This is a genomic window from Legionella nautarum (genome assembly GCF_001467895.1).
GTDB classification, from domain to species: domain Bacteria; phylum Pseudomonadota; class Gammaproteobacteria; order Legionellales; family Legionellaceae; genus Tatlockia; species Tatlockia nautarum.
In genome coordinates this window covers 777,867-795,562 of sequence record NZ_LNYO01000024.1, presented here as the reverse complement: position 1 = coordinate 795,562, position 17,696 = coordinate 777,867, and the positions used below count along the sequence as shown (strand labels likewise).

Genomic DNA, 17,696 nt, shown 5'->3' with positions numbered 1-17,696 from the left:
GTTAAGCTGTGCGCATTCTATTATTAATTCTTTTAGCTGCTCTGTCGTGTCAATCATATAGCCAAGTGCAGGAATTCACTTTGGATAATGGATTAAAAGTGCTGGTAAAGGAAGATCATCGCGCGCCAGTAGCAGTATCAATGGTATGGTATAACGTCGGATCTGCTGATGAACCCGGCGGTATCACCGGTGTTTCCCATGCCCTAGAACATATTATGTTTAAAGGAACTCAGAAATATCCTTTGGGTATCTTTTCGAAAACAATTGCTGATGTGGGTGGACAAGAAAATGCGTTTACTAATTACGATTACACAGCTTATTTTGAAAAAATAGCAGCTAACCAATTACCGATTAGTTTCGAATTAGAAGCGGACCGCATGCAAAATTTATTATTAGATGCTAATGAATTTGCTAAAGAAATCAAAGTGATTCGCGAAGAACGGCGTTTACGTACCGACGATAATCCACAGGCACTTGCTTTTGAACGCTATCTCGCCACCGCTCATCTAACAACCCCTTACCATCATCCAGTGATCGGTTGGATGAGTGATTTAAACCAAATGACAATTAAAGATATCAAAGCTTGGTATCAGCGATTTTATGCCCCCAACAATGCAACTTTAGTGGTCGTTGGTGACGTCAATCCTGAGCAAGTCTATCAATTAGCTAAAAAATATTTTGGCCAGATCAGCAAAAAAACAAACTATCAACGTAAACCACAGGTTGAACCACCCCCTTTAGGGCTAAAAAAAGTTGAAATTCACGCCCCTGCACAACTCCCATTGATTATGTTCGGCTACCCAGCCCCAACTACAAAAACTGCGAAGACAGCTTGGGAACCTTACGCCTTAGAAATGATTGCCAGTATTTTCGATGCGGGCGAAAGCGCACGTTTTCCTAAAAATCTTATTCGTGGCAAGCATATCGCTAGTGATGCAAATACTTATTATAATTTGTACTCGCGCTATCCTACGCAATTTGTTTTCTTAGGTACACCTTCCCAATCACATACAGTTGACGAGGTGAAAGCAGCGATACTTGGTGAAATTAGGAAATTGCAAACTGAACTTATTAAACCTGCTGAATTACAACGAATTAAAACACAGATCATCGCGCAAAAAACCTTTGAAAAGGATTCCATTTTTGGCCAAGCAATGGAGATAGGTTTGCTGGAAACAATTGGCCTAGGCTGGAAAGCTGCCGATAATTATACTGACTTTATTAACAGTATTACTCCTGAGCAAATACAGCAAACAGCGCAGCGCTATTTCAAGGATGATGCAATGACCGAAGCCCGATTAATTCCTTTATCTCCTGAGGAACAATAATGAAATTATCATCCAAAATAAAATTCTTAATTGCTGGTTTAGTGCTTAGCTCAACACAAACGCTCTATGCCAACAACTTTAAAACTCAGCAATGGAAAACAACCCAAGGCGCACGAGTTGTCTTTTATCAGGCAAAAGAAGTACCTATGCTCAATGTTAGTATTGCCTTTGCAGCAGGCTCTGCTTACGATGGCAGCCAATTTGGCCTCAGTACCTTGACGACTAATCTAATGAATCAAGGCAGTGCGGGAATGGATGCCACAAAAGTAGCAGAAAATTTAGCCGATACAGGCGCTCAGTTTGTCAGCGAAAATAGCCGTGATATGGTGGCTTTGAGCCTTAAAACGCTGACCAAAGCGGATGCTATGAAAAAAGCATTGGAAACCTTTGCAGCCATTATAACCAAGCCAGATTTTCCAAAAGATGCCTTTGAGCGAGAAAAAAATCAGCAATTATTATCCATTGCCCAAACACAGGAATCGCCTGAAGAAGTCGCAAATCTGCTGCTGTTTAAAAAACTATATCTGGATCATCCCTACGCCCATTCAATTAATGGAACTAAAGAAACGGTGTTAGCCATGAGTAGCACTGACGTGCGCAATTTTTATAAGCGCTATTTTGTGAGCGCCAATGCGGTGATTGTGATAGTTGGTGCGGTGGATATAGTTACCGCTCATCGAGTCGCTGAACAAATCACGGCCGGTTTACCAAAAGGGGAGGCGGCTCCTGCAATTCCTAAAGCCCTTCCGCTTGCAGCCGGAGAAAAGGTGGCCGTTGACTTTCCTTCTTCACAAACCATGCTTCGTCTAAGTGAAATCGGTATAGACCACCACGACCCCGATTATTTTCCTCTGACAGTAGGAAATTATATTTTAGGTGGCGGCGCCCTAGTTTCAATCTTATCGCATGAAGTGAGAGAGAAACGAGGTTTAACTTACGGCGTAACAAGTCAATTTATGCCTATGCCAGGAAATGGTCCTTTTATAATCAGCCTATCCACTGAGAACAAAGAAGCGGCCACAGCCTTAAAGGTCACAGAAGATACTTTAGCGAACTATTTGCAAAATGGTCCCAGCGAAAAAGAACTCGCTGACGCTAAACAATATTTAATGGGTAGCTTTCCTCTATCGTTAGCATCTAATGCCAGTATAGCGAATATGTTACTACGAATTGTCTTCTACAATTTACCAGCCAATTATTTAGATACCTATGTAGATCGTATTAATACAGTAACAACGGCAGAAATAAAACAAGCTTTTCAAAAACAAATTCATCCAGATAAAATGCTGGTTATTGCTGTGGGTAAAATGTGAAACAATCAGTTCGTATTATTGGTGGGCAATATCGGGGCAAAAAACTCCATTTTCCCGAGATCGAGGGGTTGAGACCCACTCCTGATAGAATAAAAGAAACCTTGTTTAATTGGCTCATGCACGACATCCGCGATGCACGTTGTCTTGATGCTTTTGCAGGAAGTGGTGCGCTTGGTTTTGAAGCTTATTCTCGTGGAGCCAAACAGGTTGTACTTGTTGAGGCTTCGCCGAAAGTTTATAGCAATCTCAAGCAAATTGCCTCTTCATTTCGCTCTCGTTGCTTGTCTGTGGTTAATGCGAATACCGAAGATTATTTGCAAAAAACAAAAGAAGAGTTTGATATTATTTTTCTTGATCCGCCTTTTGCTTCCAATTACCTCGCGCAGTGCCTGGATTTTTTAGCTCACTCTAATTTGCTTCGCCAAGGCGGCTTAGTCTATCTCGAGTCGGCAGAAATGCCTTATCCTGACCCAGCTTTTTGGCAAGAACGTAAGTCTAAGAAAGCAGGGAATGTTTATTATGGTCTTTATGAAAAATTATAATGTTGGCTAAGGATCGACAATTATAATACCGTCCTTCTTCTACGGCAAAAAAATAGCATTTTACTTACCCTTAACTCAACCTTAACCTTATTCTTCTTGACAAGAAACCAGGCTCCTGTTTCAATCAGGACAGTACTTATCGATTTCAAAGCCCATAAGATGATCAACAAGTTTGTCATACTAATTATTGCATCAATATTGCTCAATGGATGTGGCATAAGAATATTTAAAAAACCACCGGTTAATGCCCCTAGTGATGATGCAACAATTAAGCTTGCTGAAGCGGCAGTCTCGGTGAGCGACTCTATGTTAGAAATGGCAAAAGTAGAAAAAGTCATTACTCCGCCAAACAAAGATAATGTCCTAACGATTCCCAACGCCTATAATTTACAAGCTCGCGCTTCGGTTGATTGGTCCGGTCCCATTGAGGAATTAACACAACGAATTGCTAAAGCAGCTCATTTTCGTTTTCGCGTTTTGGGCAAAGAACCCGCTGTTCCCGTGCTGATTGATCTTAATATTAAGGATGAAAGCCTAGCAGAAATCTTACGTGATATTGATTACCAAGCTGGAAAAAGAGCATTCATTCACGTTTATCCTAATAGTCAAGTTGTAGAATTACGCTATGCCAAAATTTATTCTTAGTTTAACTATAATTTGCTTGGCATTCCTCGTTGCCTGCACTCGTAATCACAGTGATCAACCTCCAGGTAATACGGCCTCGCTTGCTGGTTTGCAAGCCATGGCCAATGTGCAATCTAAAAAGTCGAATAGAAGAAGGCACACAAGTAAAATTAAGGAAACGGCGCTGAGAGAAACAGCCCTCAGTATTGGGGCCCAAGCTGGCTTAGCTTGGCGGGCGAGGATGATCGATGATCAATTAACTCGCTTAGCGCGTCGGCTTGATGCGATTTATGATTTCAATGCGCTCGTTCTTGAACATAATATCTTACCCCCGGTACTGCTTGAAGGCCGTAATTCATTTAACCTCGCCGATGCGCAAACAATTCGCATTTCAAATCGAACCTATAAAATCGCTAAGCAAGCCCGTTTCGTAACGACAACGCCTAATTGGCGCCAATATTTATGGATGGACTATCAACAGCCTGAATACCCTAACGTCGGCATGCTCCCCAAAACAAGAAGAGAAAAACAGATTTGGAGTTTTTATGTCGAAAGAGGTTGGAAAAATGGTGTTGAACAAGCGGCCACTATTCTTGAAGAAAGTATTGCTCGCATTAAAGAAGATTATGTCGGTATGATTTTGTATCGCAAATTGTTAGCGATGAATATGGTGTCACCGCCCTTTGTTTCTCATACTGATTTAGGAGTAACCGGGGATTCAAATGAATTACGTATCGATGATAGGGTGTTACGTATTACCGCTCTACCTCTGCTCAATGTTAACCCCAAAGAATGGATTGCTCCGGTCGCTAAAGATGAAAATGCTCTAGAACAGTTCAAAAACATGGAAAAATTGGCACAAAACACTAAAATTATAATAACAAGTAAAGCATGGCAACCTGTTATAGCGCCTGTAAATACAACCGATCGTAATAAATATTAAAAAATTATGTCATCAAATATTAATTTAATGCCAGACGAGCCAACGCGCTTTACGCCTGTCTTCATGGATAAAATGCTGCAGCACGCAGAAAATCTTAGCGCTTCTGATATTACCATCCAGACGGGTGAGCCTATTTTTGCTGAGGTTTATGGTAGGTTGCTGAAAATCACTAATCGCAGACTTTCTAATACAGAGCTAGGTGACTTGATTAATGCGATTTATGGGCCTAATGCGACGACTCAGTTACTCTCAGGTAAAGATATTGATACCCATTACGAATTCCGCCCAAATCGCGGAGTACGCTATCGTTATCGGGTAAATGCTACCGCCTGTTTGGTAGAGGGCCACGATGCCATCCAAATTACATTAAGAACAATTCCAACCACACCACCACGCTTGGAAACCATGGAATTACCGCCGAATATCCTTGAAGCAATAGCGCCTCAGGAAGGGATTGTTTTTATCACCGGAGCAACCGGCTCAGGTAAATCGACTCTTTTAGCTTCTATTATCCGTGAACTCATCGAAACCAGTGACTCGAATCGTAAGGTATTAACTTATGAAGCGCCTATTGAGTTTGTTTATGATGAGATTGAAACGGTTTCAGCCGTAGTAAGCCAATCCGAAATTCCTCGACATCTTCCCGATTTTGCGGATGGTGTACGTAATGCGCTACGACGAAAACCACGTTTAATCATGGTAGGAGAGTGTCGTGATGCTGAAACCATTAGTGCCGCTCTTGAAGCAGCATTAACAGGACACCCGGTTTATACCACCCTCCATACCTCAGGGGTAGCGGAAACCATGCGACGCTTGGTGACTTCTTTTGCGGGGGAAGAGCGCCTTGGTCGAACGATTGATATTTTGGAAACGATAAGACTTTGTATTTGGCAAAAATTAGTACCAACCGTCGATGGCAAACGAGTTGCTTTACGAGAATATTTAGTCTTTGATGAAGAAGTTCGGGATATTTTATTAGAAGGAGATCCGAACGAAGTCACCTCAACCACGCGAAAATTAGTACGTCAGCGCGGACAACTGATGACCGTGGATGCGAAAAACAAATTTGAGCAAGGGCTTATTTCTGAGCGGGTTTATAAGTTGATTATTGCTGGTACTAAAGAATATCAACGATAATTTTCCGTTTTCTGCATCCATGAGTTAATTATTCTCTATCTTCCAGCTCTAATCCGATGTCCCGCGGCCTTGCCCGCAGGGCATTAGATATAGCTGCAAGCAGCCAGGTTACGCTTCCTTTCATGGATGGATCTTGGCCTACGCTCAAGAGTGCCGATATGAGTTCCTCACTCTACCACATTATGAAAGCTTATTGCCAGCCGATTAAACGCATTGATTAAAGCAATAGCATAGGTGAGATCGGAAATTTCTTTATCAGAAAACTGGGCTTTCAAAGCTTTAAACTCATATTCAGGTACATGAGTTTCATGCACTAGGGTCACTGATTCTGTCCACGCAAGCGCGGCTCGTTCTCGTTCGGTAAAAATAGAGGTTTCTCGCCAGACTACAAGTAGATGTAAGCGACGGTCAGTCTCTCCTGCTTTTTTTGCTTCGTTGACATGCATATCACAGCAATAAGCACAACCATTGATCTGCGAGGCCCGCAAAAAAACAAGCTGAACTAAACTTTCCTCCAATCCAGATTTCATGATTGTTGCATGAAGAGCAAGTAAAGCTTTAAAACTTTCAGCCGATAATTTTTGATATTCGAGTAGAGATTGTTGTTTCATTGTGATCTTCCTTATCAACGTTGTTGAATGTATTCAGTGCTCAAAGCGAATTTATGCCAATTAAATTATAGTTACTCTAATAAAAACTGCCCTTTGTTGCCTTAATAAAACAAATAATGTATCATTTTTCGCCATTATCAAGAGTCCATTTTATGTTTTTACTTTTTTTGCGTGTATTAAGTCTGATTCTCATTGTGCAGACAGGTTTTTCATCCACTCAATTTTTAACCATTTCTGATATTCATTACGGCAGCAAAAATACTTCGAGCGACGGTCACGATACCGATGATAACTTATTGCAATTAGCAATGACTAAATTCACCCAATTAACGAACGTTGTCGATTTTATTATTTATTTAGGCGATCTCCCTACCCATGGTTATTACCCATCCGCAGAAAAGGAAACCTACGAAAAAATTGTTTTCCAGAATTTGTATCAAGCAAATAAGACTGCAAAACCTATGTTTTATGTTGCTGGCAATAATGATTCTCTAGTTGGAAACTATCAACCTTTTTCTGCTAACGGCCGCTCTCCGCTTAGTCTTGCTGAAGATTGGTCGGGGGCTTGCGCTAATTGCGAGGGTTTGATCATTAATAGTGAGCATATGTATGATGGAGGTTATTATTCCACTTATGTCATGCCTGGTAATGAAGATGTACTGTTGATTGCATTAAATACAACACAATTTACAGACTTAGCTTCTCGTTTCATTTACTACCCTAACCAAAAAAAAGATGCGTTGACGCAGCTTTTTTGGCTTAGCCAACAGCTGTCACAACATCAAGCTAAACAACTTCTTATTGCTATGCATATTCCACCTGGAAAAGATTATCTGGGTATAACCTATTGGGAACAAACTTATTCAGAACAATTTTTGGAGCTGCTTAAGTATTATCAGCCACATTATCAGCAGATTACTCTACTGACCTCTCATTCACATATGGATGAAATAAGGAAAATTAGTTTTGATCGGACTCCCAGCATCTATGCTTTTTCCACACCAGCAATCAGTCGAATTCATTACAATAATACTGCTATGAAAATATTTAAATTGGATCAAAATAGCAGTCTCAGTAATTTTACTACCTATTATACTCGCTCCAATCAGCAATGGCTGGATGAGCAATATACGGCCATTCATAAGGAAGGTATCTTCCCTGAATGCGACAATCTTAATTTAGCTAGCTGTTTAGACTCTTTAAATCAGGACCAGATTTGTGCGAGTATTGAAAAAGGTAAATACTACGGGGTAAAAGCCGAACATGTAAAGAATTCTGCTTGTAGAAAAATTTATCAAATAAATTAAAAGCAGTATACTTAATTTATGGGGACAACATTAGGATGACAGACCATGAAAACACTCGGGATGGTCGTTTATGAAAACGCACAGGCTATGGATATTCTTGGTCCTTGGGAAGTATTTGGTTGTTGGAAAAATACCCTAAACGCCCCGATTGAGATGTATTTAATTTCCGAGCAGGGAGATTATGTGCAATGTATGAACAATATCAGCCTTAAAACTCATTTCACTTTTACTAATTCTCCCTCAATTGATTATCTTTTCATCCCAGGTGGAATAGGTCGATTAAAGGAAGTACAAAACGAAAAAATCATTTCCTTCATCCAAGAACAAGCAAAAAATGCGCAGTATATTCTCTCTGTTTGTACAGGCATGTTTCTTTTGTACAAAGCAGGCCTTCTTCATAATCAATCTGTTACGACCTACTGGCGTGCTTTGTCAGAAGCCAGTTTTTTTTCAGACCTAAAAATCGTCGAAGATCGCATTGTTAAAAATGATAAGATTTGGTTATCCGGTGGTATTTCCAGTGGCATCGATTTGGCCTTTGAATTTATTAATAAAATCGCTGGTAAAGAAGTCGCTGGCAAAGTTCAGCTACTTTTTGAATATTTTCCTAAACAGCATAACTACTGTACCCCCGAATTACTTCACTCGCTACCGGTATATTATGGCAATGAATATAATAGCAGCCATCTTCCTCAATATATTAGTGAGTATTTGTCCAAAAATAAAAAATAAAAATAAGCACTGCTAACCGTATTAATACGGTATTTTATTAGCGTTGTATTCCTTATACTAAAAAAAATCTATTGAAATAATTTTTAAAAATGAACTTAACTGTCTATCCAATTAATCAGCAAGAATTAACTGAATTAATGCTTGAAGATGCCCCTAAGTTGGGATGGTATTATAGTCCCGAGGATATTGAATTCTATTTCAATCATCGAGGGAATCGCATCTTTGCAATTAGAGTAAATACTGTTTTAGCAGGTGTTGTGATTCTTCATCGTAGTTTAAGTTATAGATATAACAATCCTGTTTATTCAGTGGGATTTTTTCTAGTAAGAGAGCAATATCGAGGCAAGAAACTGGTTGGTCCAAAATTATGGCATGAAGCCATAACTGTCAACTTAACTGCTAAGGATCTAGTCTGTTTTCACTCTGCAGAAAGAGCTATTAATTATTATGAAAAATTAGGATTTAAAAAGACGCCATTTATTGATTTACTTTATGTTTTAAACATAAATAACCTCGACAAAAACCAATTTAAATCAACTGGAGATGCGTTAGCAACTGGCGTTTTAAAACAAATTAAACCCAGTGAATTTAAGGATATTGACCATTATAATAAAGATTTATTTTGCGGTTCACTGGGCCTTGGTTTTTGTGAGTTCATTGATGATTGGATGCAAAGAAGCGATGCCACAATAGTAGCTTACTATGAGCAAGAAAAACTTGCAGGCTATGGCATTAGCACTATCTGCCAGCGAACAAAGAAAATAGGTTATCGGATTTCGCCTCTTTATGCTAATAATTCACTTATCGCTCGAACACTATTAAAGGGCTTGGTTTACTTGGCCTATCAGAACCAGGGACAACTATTAGAACTCAACACCCCTGCCTCAAACAACAGAGAATTTAGGCAAATACTCCAAGATCTTGGCTTTGTTGAAGACAAAGGAGGAAGGAGTATTATTGTTTGCAACCAAGCAGAACTAATTCATGAAAACTCAGCTATTGCACAAAAAAAATTTTGCTGTTTACCTCTTGAATATCCTCCAGAAATTATTATGGGCTTGGATTAATAAACCGAAGATCTTGCAAGTGAAGCGCAGCGAACTCAAGCTATTTATTTATATTTTAGCCATTGAAATAAGAGCTGAGATTTTACTAAACTATATATCAATCTTGTTGTTCAGGAAGAATATGAGGAAAAACTCTCCCGGTAATTTATACACCACTGAAGTTACCACAATAGGTGGTCAAAGCATGACTTTGGAGCCCTTTCAAGGCCAGGTGTTACTGATTGTTAATGTAGCCAGCCGTTGCGGCTTTACTCCCCAATATGCGGAGCTTGAAACACTTTATCGTGAATTTAAAACACGTGGTTTTAGCATACTTGCCTTTCCCTGTGATCAATTTTTACACCAAGAGCCCGGCTCTAACCAAGAGATTCAGGCTTTTGCAGAAAGTTGCTTTAACATTAGCTTCCCTTTATTTGCCAAAATTGATGTCAAAGGAAAAGAACAAGCGCCTTTATATACCTATCTAGCTAAACACATCGAAAAAAAACCATGGAAATTTATTCCTTGGAATTTTACAAAAATCCTCGTTGATACTCAGGGACGGGTTTTAAAACGCTATCTACCAACCACTTCATTTAAAAAAATACGTAAGGAAATAGAACCTTTACTTCCTGTTAGCAATTAGCATACAAATCTTGGAGGCGGTAGAATTTGAGCGCAGCTTGCGCGAAACTGCTGCTGAGGAAACCTAGCATACATCAGTATGTGAGGCTTCCGAAGTATTGCTTTCCCGCAAGGCGCACCAAATAGTACCGCTCGGTGAGTAGGCACATTTAGCTTGGCGTTGATTCTGAACCGAAGCCGCTGACACTCGGCTTGCCTTTCTCTGAAGCACCTTTGAGTTTTGCCACTCCTTCTTGAGCATAACCCTTCAATGCCGAATCTCTTGTCGCCATTGCCTTGGTGGTTTCCTTACCTCCGCCTTCAACCTTACCCTTCGCCTCTTCACCCCATTGGCTTATTTGTTCACCAAAACCTTCGGGCTGACCACCAATCCAACGCAGTACTTTATCTGGTAAGTAGGTAATCAGGGTAAATGCCTTTTGCACAACGATAAGGTACATCGTTGTATAAATTAGAACAGAAAAGAAGAAGCCATAAATTCCTGCCCATCCACTATAACCGGTTCCCATTGAATTAAAGTTATTTGCCTGGGCAGCCGCTGCCGCATTAGCAGCAGCTTGGCCAGCTGCTCCGCCTGAGCCAGCAGTAGTTCCTGAGAATGGGGATCCTGAGTTACCGGTAATGACGCCAGGGATAGACTGGCCTGCAGCACTACCTGCTGATTTCACATCTTGCCACCAGGAAGACGGCGATTGCATATTATTCGAAGCATTATAATTCCACTGCAAACCCGAAGCTGTTCCTTGAATAAAGGCAGCCGCGTTGGCAAAACCTGCATTAATAATCCATACGGAAACATAAGATAAAGCAATTGCCGCGATATAACCAATGATCATCATTGCAGGCCGTAAAAAGACATTTAACAAAATCATGATCGCTTGTTCGCCCTTACCAAAGGCATCATGACCCTCTGGGTGCGTCACACCAAGAGCTACAATCGGCGCTGCGACCATAGCTTCTATAACCGCCGTGAGCCAGGCTATCGAACCAAAGGTAAAAATCATGTACGGTAAAAATGGAATATAGTAGGCTGTTAAGAATCCTATGCCCACCATAACTCCCAGCCAAGAAAGTAATAGTGGCATTGCTAACGCAATTAGCGGGAGAATGAATAATCCAAAAATTGGAATCATCACTACCGTGACTGACAAGCCAATCAAGAGTACCCAAAGATCATTGGCGAAATTGATATAATTTACACCCATGTTGGCCAGCGCAATGACCGGATTCACTGTGGGTTGCTGAATAATCGCCACACCTTGTTGGAAAATTTGACCAATACCAATTAAAGGCGCCGCGAGGAAACTCATGACCACCGCATTAATAATGGGAGAAACCATACTTAAGAAGAAATTGAATAGATTCTTAATAATGATGTTATAGAAGATATTACCCAGCAATGAACCTAAGCAGAAAGAGAAGAACATAATTTTAACAGATCCACAGGGGAAATTTTGAGACTGCAATTGGAACTGGCCAAGGTTAATGTCAATATTAAACTTCATCGCAAAGGGCGGAGGAGTTAAGCCGGGTTGACCAGGTAAGCTCACCAGACTGGAATTGGTAATAAAACCAAAAACAGTAGAGGAGGCTGGCCCTGCTTTTGCTGTAGTGCCAGTGGAACTAAAGCTTGGAGTTGGTAGTGGAGCAGTTAAGATACCTGAGCCATTAATTAGACTAATGACCTGGCTAACAGGAGCGACATTTTTGCCTAGCCAAATACATAAATCAGCATACTCTTTTACACACTGACCATTGTTAAATGCGCCAAGAGCTTTGCTAGCATCAAAACCACTACCGGGGTTAGCTAAACCAGTATCCGTATCCGTCAAATTTGCATTATTAATCGCTGCGGAATTTAACAAAGCGAGATTAAAGAAATAGCTGCCTGCCATTATCCAACCTTGTGTATTCGCTTGCTGAATAAAAGCACGCTGATTATTTGCATTCTGATTATGAGCCGCTTGTTGTACTAAGTTAAGCGTGGGTAACATAATTCCATTGTAATCTGCAATAGCACCCTGGAACTCGGTTCCACTAAATAGTGGTGCAGAAGTACCGGACGGATCTTGCCCCCAGGAGACGCAATTAGGACTTGGTCCGGTACAAGGAGACCCTGAATTTAAAAAGGGAACTCCAAATTGCTGAATAGCAACAGGGGAAAAATCAGTTTGAGTCCCAGTTCCACTAGTCGTATTGTTATTCGTCTGATGTGGATTCAATTCCGGATCATTATTGACTATCACCTGCGCAACAGTAGATAAGTCAAGATACATTTGCTGAATAGCAATCGCTCTGGACATCTGTGCAGTTTGAATTTCACTGTTGGAAACCGTAGGAATATTTTGTTGTACAGAGCTTAGAGACGAAAAGCTGTTCCAAGTGATAACACCGCAGACACCATTGAGCGATGCAAACGCCGATCCAGTAGGGAAATTAGGCATTTTTACGGAATAATTTGATGGCTTAACAGTCCCTTCGTCTGCTTTTTGTTGGGCTGATACTATATTTACAGTACTTATAAAATCGGGCACTTGAGAACTACAAAAATCTTGCATTTTCTGAGACGGGGATCCAGCACAAGGCCCTGAATCGTTTTGTTTTGCATCAATATAGCTTTGTCGTTGAGACTCCAATACGCTTTGTAATCCTGCCATACAAACTTGTCCAGCAAGAATAGTTGAAGCACCTTGAGCAACCGTGTTAGCACCACTGGTTAAAGAAGACACGGGATTCATATTGGTTTGAACAATAACTCCCCCGCGGTTTAAATAGCTTAACGCTGCCCCCCATACTTTGTCGGCCGCCCCGACCCCTTGTACGACAATCCACATCACAAAAATCTGCATTAAACAATAGCCTGAGGCTTTAGGAATTAATAGAGCAAGACCAAGAGTAGAACGCATTGGTACCCAAATTGACGACCACTTCTGTCCCAGCATCTGCCCTTCTTGTGCGGTATTCATTGTGGATACAAGCAAAGTGTACATAATGATAAGTCCACCCAGCGCTAATACCGCTGAGTTAAATACACCAAACATATTACCCATAATTTGGCTGCCGGTGCCATGTAAAACACCGTCAACAATACCAAAGATATTTCCTAAAAAAACAACTGATAGATCACTAGGCGGGGGAGCAAAACTTAAAGAAGAACCACCAGCAGCAGCATAAGTCAGTGCAGGAAAAAGCAAGGACAGGACACTTAATACTATTTTTTTCATCATTTATCACCTAAGAGACCTTTCCTGTACCACTCTTGCATCGTGCAACCTAATTTTCGCTCCTTGATTTGGAAGTACCAAAAGTGGTAACGGAAGGCTAGCGCTAAAGCAATTAGCATCACTACTAGACTAATTATCACTGCCCTGTAAGTACCATAAAACATATGGTAAACCGCATAACCAAAAATCAATATCGCTGCAACAGACATAAGAAGGCTTAAACGATACAAGGCTGATTTTCTGTCCTGAAGCTCCTTCTCGCTTATATTTAATCTCGATATCGCTTCCTCAAAAGTTTCCCCGCTTTCATTTTTCTGCGGTACAAACATTTTTTTAAAACCATTGACTAGATAAAGTGTAAATGATTTGGTGCGATCGAAATCAATCCATGACCGTACATTAAATATACGCGAAAATACATTAACAATCCTGGAACCTTGTTGCTTTTTCATAAATTTTACTTTTTATAAATAGACTTTTACTCTTCTTAATATACTATAGTAGTTAGAATATTGATCGTCTACCACTGAAGAATACAGTAAAAAAAGAGTAAAAAATGCCTGATCTGAGCCATGAAGCATCATCACAATATTGGTATGAATACGTCGACCCAATGATTTATCGAGTGATTACGTTTATGGAAAGTGTCGAAGATTGGACTCTTGATGGTAATCCTGAGTTAGAAGCAGCAATCAATCAACTGGGTAGAGAATTAGAAGATATTGAAAAAATAGACATGGGCATGCTTGCACAGGAAGATGTTTTTATTCGCTTAGTGGGCAATATCAAATCAGGCAGGGGTTTACGTCTGCTTCAAGCCATAGATACAGTTCACCCAGGCAGCGCCTCTAGAATCTTAATTCACGCTGAAGAAACAAGCACAGGCAGCCACGATCCCGCCGGCTTTTTCCTCAAACGAAATATCGTTTTTGAACGTTTACGCTTGTTAGCTCGTGTTTTTTCTGAATATCGCTTAAAACTTGTAGCTCGCGCTCTTGAAGGGGAAGAATGAATGAAATTATTGAGTCGATATGCTTTACCTAGTGTCTTATTTTTTGCAGCTTCGTCTACCTTTGCTTCTGCTGAGGGTACAACCAACGATAGCATGAATGAGCTAACCACTTACTTACTTAATTTAGGTGCCTACTTTGGTTATAGCTTACAAAACAGCCCCTCAATTACTGATGCTAATGGTAACCAGCAACCTATCGCCATCAGCCAAAATTTGCTTTTTAACCAGGGTGCTACGGCACAACTCAATGAAAATTATGTTTTTAATAGTTATTTAGGTGCTTTATTAGTTAATACTGCTGTGCCAAATGCAACTCAGTTCGTTGCAACCTCTGGCTCTACAAATAACCCTTATACACCGATTAATGCCTTTGCTAACTATACCTTTACTACTCCACCCTATTCATCGCCAGCTCAGGAAACGGTTTCGGTTTCCCCGCTGATTGATCAGCCTCCCTACCAAGCGGATCCAGTCAGCCAAGCGATTTTAAATATTTTAGGAACCCCTGACTTCAGCTACTGTTTAAATAATGATGGAACAGCCGTGGTTTCCTGCACCTATCCTTCCGGTACCCTGAATACTTATCAGGTCCAATCCAATACAATTGGTACTTTACCGACTACCCAAAACTACTTTACCTATGCTCAAACACAGCCACTTTTAGCCGAATTGAACGTCAATAGTTTAATTGCCCCTTTACTCTATTCTCAGCAATCCAATACGGGTACCGGTTCACCCTCCTCTGCAGGAGCTTCACCGACTATTTCCGGAAGTACTAATCAAGGGTTAATCGCTACAAGCCAAGAGCAGCAGGCTGCTAACTTTATTCGTTTTGCAACCGGGGCCGTTTCACCACTGCCCTTACCTAATCGCACTGATTACGATAACTTACTTTTGAAAGCGCAAAACACCAGTAAGACCTATTCGGCAACAGAGCAAGCCATTGCCCAAGCGACACTAACTTCTTATTTAAACAGTGTACGAATTTTTGCCGCACAAAGTTCGGTGGGTATTGCTAACCTTTATTACATGTTGTCAAAAAGATTACCTCAAAGCCAAAGTACTAGTAATGCAGGCCAGCAAACAAGTCAGGCCCTGAGTGAGTTTGCTATGGCTACCTGGCGTCTTTATAATCCTGATTTAACCTCAAATACTCAATGGGTTACGCAAATTAATAACGCTTCCGCAGCAACAGTGCAAAAGGAAATGGCAGTCTTACTTGCCGAGATCAATTATCAGTTATACCTAAGTCGCCAGCAGCAAGAGCGCCTATTACTGACTAATACCATGTTATTGATTCAGAATGCTCGTGCTTCTCAACCTAGTCCTACCTTTACTCCTCCTGCAGCCAGCGGTGCATCTGGAACTAGTACTGGGCAATAAAAATGCCTTCCCCGCAAAAGCGGGGAGGTGGTTTCACAATGCCTCACAACGGGAGAAACTATTTCTTCTCGGATTTATAGGGCAGATACTCCGGCTTCCACACATGACTACGAATACGATCTTCAATTTCCTGATCCGTTAAAGAATCAGCAAGGTCAGATTTAACCGCTTCTTTTAAGACTGCAGTGGCTACCTTAAATGAAACATCTCGGACTTGCGTCAGTGGAGGTAAGAGATTTGCCTCAGGATCTTGCTTGGCAGGCGAACATTCAGCCAAAGCTTTAGCAGCTGCCATAAACATTTTATCAGTCACCGTTTTGACTTGACCGGCAATGAGGCCCAAACCCATACCCGGGAAAATATACACATTATTGGTCTGGTCAACCCGAAAGAGATTACCATTTTTTACAATATTACCAAAAGGACTACCAGTACCAATCACTGCACGATTATCTGTCCAGATCATCAAATCACTCGGTTTTGCTTCACTATGGGTAATTGGATTAGACAAAGGCATAATAATCGGTTGTTTTACATGAGCGGCCATTTCACGGATTAAATCTTCTGTGAATAATCCAGGTTGACCTGATACACCGAGTAAAGCATTAGGATGTAAATTTTTGATGACGTCTTTTAAACTAATGATATTAGGATTTTCCAATTGCCAATTGGCAATTAGGTTTTTTGGTTTTAATAATTTTTGTTGAAAGGGCAATAAATTCTTCATTCCTTCAACTAGGAGCCCATCCCGATCAACCATAAAAATACGATCTCTGGCCTTTTGTTCTGAAAGACCATCCTCTACCATGGCATGGACAATTAATTCGGCAATACCACAACCTGCTGTACCAGCCCCTAAAATCACAATCTGCTGATCTGCCAACCCTATACCCGTGACTTGCACAGCCGCAAAAAGAGTGCCTGTCGCGATTGCTGCCGTACCTTGGACATCATCATTAAAAGTACAGAGTTGATTGCGATACTTATTTAATAAACGAGTTGCATTCTGTAAGGCAAAATCTTCCCATTGTAAAAGAATATGGGGAAATCGTTTTTTTAATGCAGAGACAAAAGTATCAACAAAATCATCATATTCCTTGCCCCGCACACGTTCATGGCGCCAGCCTATGTAGAGCGGATCACGAATCAGCTCAGGGTTATTAGTTCCAGTATCTAATAAAATGGGTAAGGTCGCTGCAGGATAGATACCTGAGCAGGCACAATATAAAGCAAGTTTACCAATAGGAATACCCATACCGCCCGCACCCTGATCACCTAAACCCAAAATCCGCTCTCCATCCGACACGACAATAGCCTTAACCTGATCAAAACGTGGGTTTGCTAAAATCTGGTCAATTCGATCACGATGGGGATAGGCCATAAATAATCCTCGAGGTCGTCGATAAATGTGGCTAAATTGAAGGCAGGCATCACCAACTACGGGTGTGTAAACAATTGGCATCATCTCAGTGATGTGTTCGCATAGAAGGTTGTAATAGAGTGTTTCATTTGAATCTTGCAGATCGCGTAAATACATGTACTTTTCTAGATTGGTTTTTTTACTTTGAAAAGCCTTATAAGAGCGCTCACGTTGCTCTTTAATTGTGCTTACTTCCGGTGGTAAAAGACCAAATAATCTAAATACCTCTCGTTCTTCTTCAGAGAAACCAGTTCCCTTATTAAGCAGAGGATTTAAAATAAGTTTATAATCGCTAGTTTTTACTGAAAAATAAGGATTTCCTTGCTCATCCACGCGTCGTTCATAATCCATCGAACTTCTCCTCATTATTAATATTCTTTATTAATATTCAGGTAAAATAGTATTTCTCTTACAGCTTAGCACTGTTGA

16 protein-coding genes are annotated in these 17,696 nt (G+C 40.6%); 12 read left to right on the top strand and 4 right to left on the bottom strand.

Annotated features, from left to right (window positions below):
* The first annotated feature begins 8 nt into the window (after positions 1-8).
* From Lnau_RS15240 to dotB, 6 genes are all read left to right on the top strand, one after another.
* On the top strand, positions 9-1,328 hold the full coding sequence (locus tag Lnau_RS15240) for a M16 family metallopeptidase (protein ID WP_058505969.1): 1,320 nt from the start codon (positions 9-11) through the stop codon (positions 1,326-1,328).
* Entirely contained in the window at positions 1,328-2,641 is a 1,314-nt protein-coding gene (locus tag Lnau_RS15235; protein ID WP_058505968.1) for a M16 family metallopeptidase, read from the top strand. Before Lnau_RS15240 ends, Lnau_RS15235 begins: the two co-directional genes overlap by 1 nt.
* Positions 2,638-3,183 (top strand): 16S rRNA (guanine(966)-N(2))-methyltransferase RsmD, encoded by a 546-nt coding sequence (gene rsmD, locus Lnau_RS15230; protein WP_058505967.1) that lies wholly within the window; start codon positions 2,638-2,640, stop codon positions 3,181-3,183. The genes Lnau_RS15235 and rsmD overlap by 4 nt, the downstream gene beginning before the upstream one ends.
* A 159-nt stretch (positions 3,184-3,342) precedes the next feature.
* On the top strand, positions 3,343-3,828 hold the full coding sequence (dotD, locus tag Lnau_RS15225) for a type IVB secretion system lipoprotein DotD (RefSeq protein WP_058505966.1): 486 nt from the start codon (positions 3,343-3,345) through the stop codon (positions 3,826-3,828).
* Positions 3,809-4,750, top strand: coding sequence for a type IV secretion system DotC family protein (locus Lnau_RS15220; protein ID WP_058505965.1), 942 nt, complete (start codon positions 3,809-3,811; stop codon positions 4,748-4,750). The genes dotD and Lnau_RS15220 overlap by 20 nt, the downstream gene beginning before the upstream one ends.
* Positions 4,751-4,777: 27 nt before the next feature.
* Positions 4,778-5,887 (top strand): Dot/Icm type IV secretion system ATPase DotB, encoded by a 1,110-nt coding sequence (gene dotB / locus Lnau_RS15215; protein ID WP_193786829.1) that lies wholly within the window; start codon positions 4,778-4,780, stop codon positions 5,885-5,887.
* A gap of 167 nt (positions 5,888-6,054) precedes the next feature.
* On the opposite strand, the gene Lnau_RS15210 is transcribed toward dotB, so the two are convergent.
* Positions 6,055-6,498, bottom strand: coding sequence for a carboxymuconolactone decarboxylase family protein (locus Lnau_RS15210; protein WP_058505963.1), 444 nt, complete (start codon positions 6,496-6,498; stop codon positions 6,055-6,057).
* A 152-nt stretch (positions 6,499-6,650) separates the two neighbouring features.
* On the opposite strand from Lnau_RS15210, the gene Lnau_RS15205 reads away from it, so the two are divergent.
* The 4 genes from Lnau_RS15205 to Lnau_RS15190 all read left to right on the top strand — a co-directional run bounded on the left by Lnau_RS15205 (position 6,651) and on the right by Lnau_RS15190 (position 10,229).
* Entirely contained in the window at positions 6,651-7,805 is a 1,155-nt protein-coding gene (locus Lnau_RS15205; RefSeq protein ID WP_058505962.1) for a metallophosphoesterase, read from the top strand.
* Positions 7,806-7,850: 45 nt separating this feature from the next.
* Positions 7,851-8,537: a DJ-1/PfpI family protein gene (locus tag Lnau_RS15200; RefSeq protein WP_058505961.1), complete on the top strand. Its 687-nt coding sequence runs from the start codon at positions 7,851-7,853 to the stop codon at positions 8,535-8,537.
* An 89-nt stretch (positions 8,538-8,626) separates the two neighbouring features.
* Positions 8,627-9,604 (top strand): GNAT family N-acetyltransferase, encoded by a 978-nt coding sequence (locus tag Lnau_RS15195; protein ID WP_058505960.1) that lies wholly within the window; start codon positions 8,627-8,629, stop codon positions 9,602-9,604.
* Positions 9,605-9,725: 121 nt separating this feature from the next.
* A complete protein-coding gene (locus Lnau_RS15190; RefSeq protein ID WP_058506032.1) occupies positions 9,726-10,229 on the top strand; it encodes a glutathione peroxidase in 504 nt (167 codons plus the stop codon).
* A gap of 148 nt (positions 10,230-10,377) precedes the next feature.
* Here the strand turns inward: Lnau_RS15190 and dotA are convergent, their stop codons facing one another.
* Both dotA and icmV read right to left on the bottom strand, forming a co-directional pair.
* Complete coding sequence (gene dotA, locus Lnau_RS15185) at positions 10,378-13,455, bottom strand: type IVB secretion system protein DotA (RefSeq protein WP_157070665.1); 3,078 nt, start codon at positions 13,453-13,455, stop codon at positions 10,378-10,380.
* Complete coding sequence (gene icmV / locus Lnau_RS15180) at positions 13,452-13,904, bottom strand: type IVB secretion system protein IcmV (RefSeq protein WP_058505958.1); 453 nt, start codon at positions 13,902-13,904, stop codon at positions 13,452-13,454. The genes dotA and icmV overlap by 4 nt, the downstream gene beginning before the upstream one ends.
* A gap of 104 nt (positions 13,905-14,008) precedes the next feature.
* Here icmV and icmW point away from each other — a divergent pair, with 104 nt between their 5' ends.
* Both icmW and icmX read left to right on the top strand, forming a co-directional pair.
* On the top strand, positions 14,009-14,464 hold the full coding sequence (gene icmW, locus Lnau_RS15175; RefSeq protein ID WP_058505957.1) for a type IVB secretion system protein IcmW: 456 nt from the start codon (positions 14,009-14,011) through the stop codon (positions 14,462-14,464).
* A complete protein-coding gene (gene icmX, locus Lnau_RS15170; protein WP_058505956.1) occupies positions 14,465-15,847 on the top strand; it encodes a type IVB secretion system protein IcmX in 1,383 nt (460 codons plus the stop codon).
* A gap of 58 nt (positions 15,848-15,905) precedes the next feature.
* On the opposite strand, the gene Lnau_RS15165 is transcribed toward icmX, so the two are convergent.
* On the bottom strand, positions 15,906-17,618 hold the full coding sequence (locus Lnau_RS15165) for an NAD-dependent malic enzyme (protein WP_058505955.1): 1,713 nt from the start codon (positions 17,616-17,618) through the stop codon (positions 15,906-15,908).
* Positions 17,619-17,696: the final 78 nt, after the last annotated feature.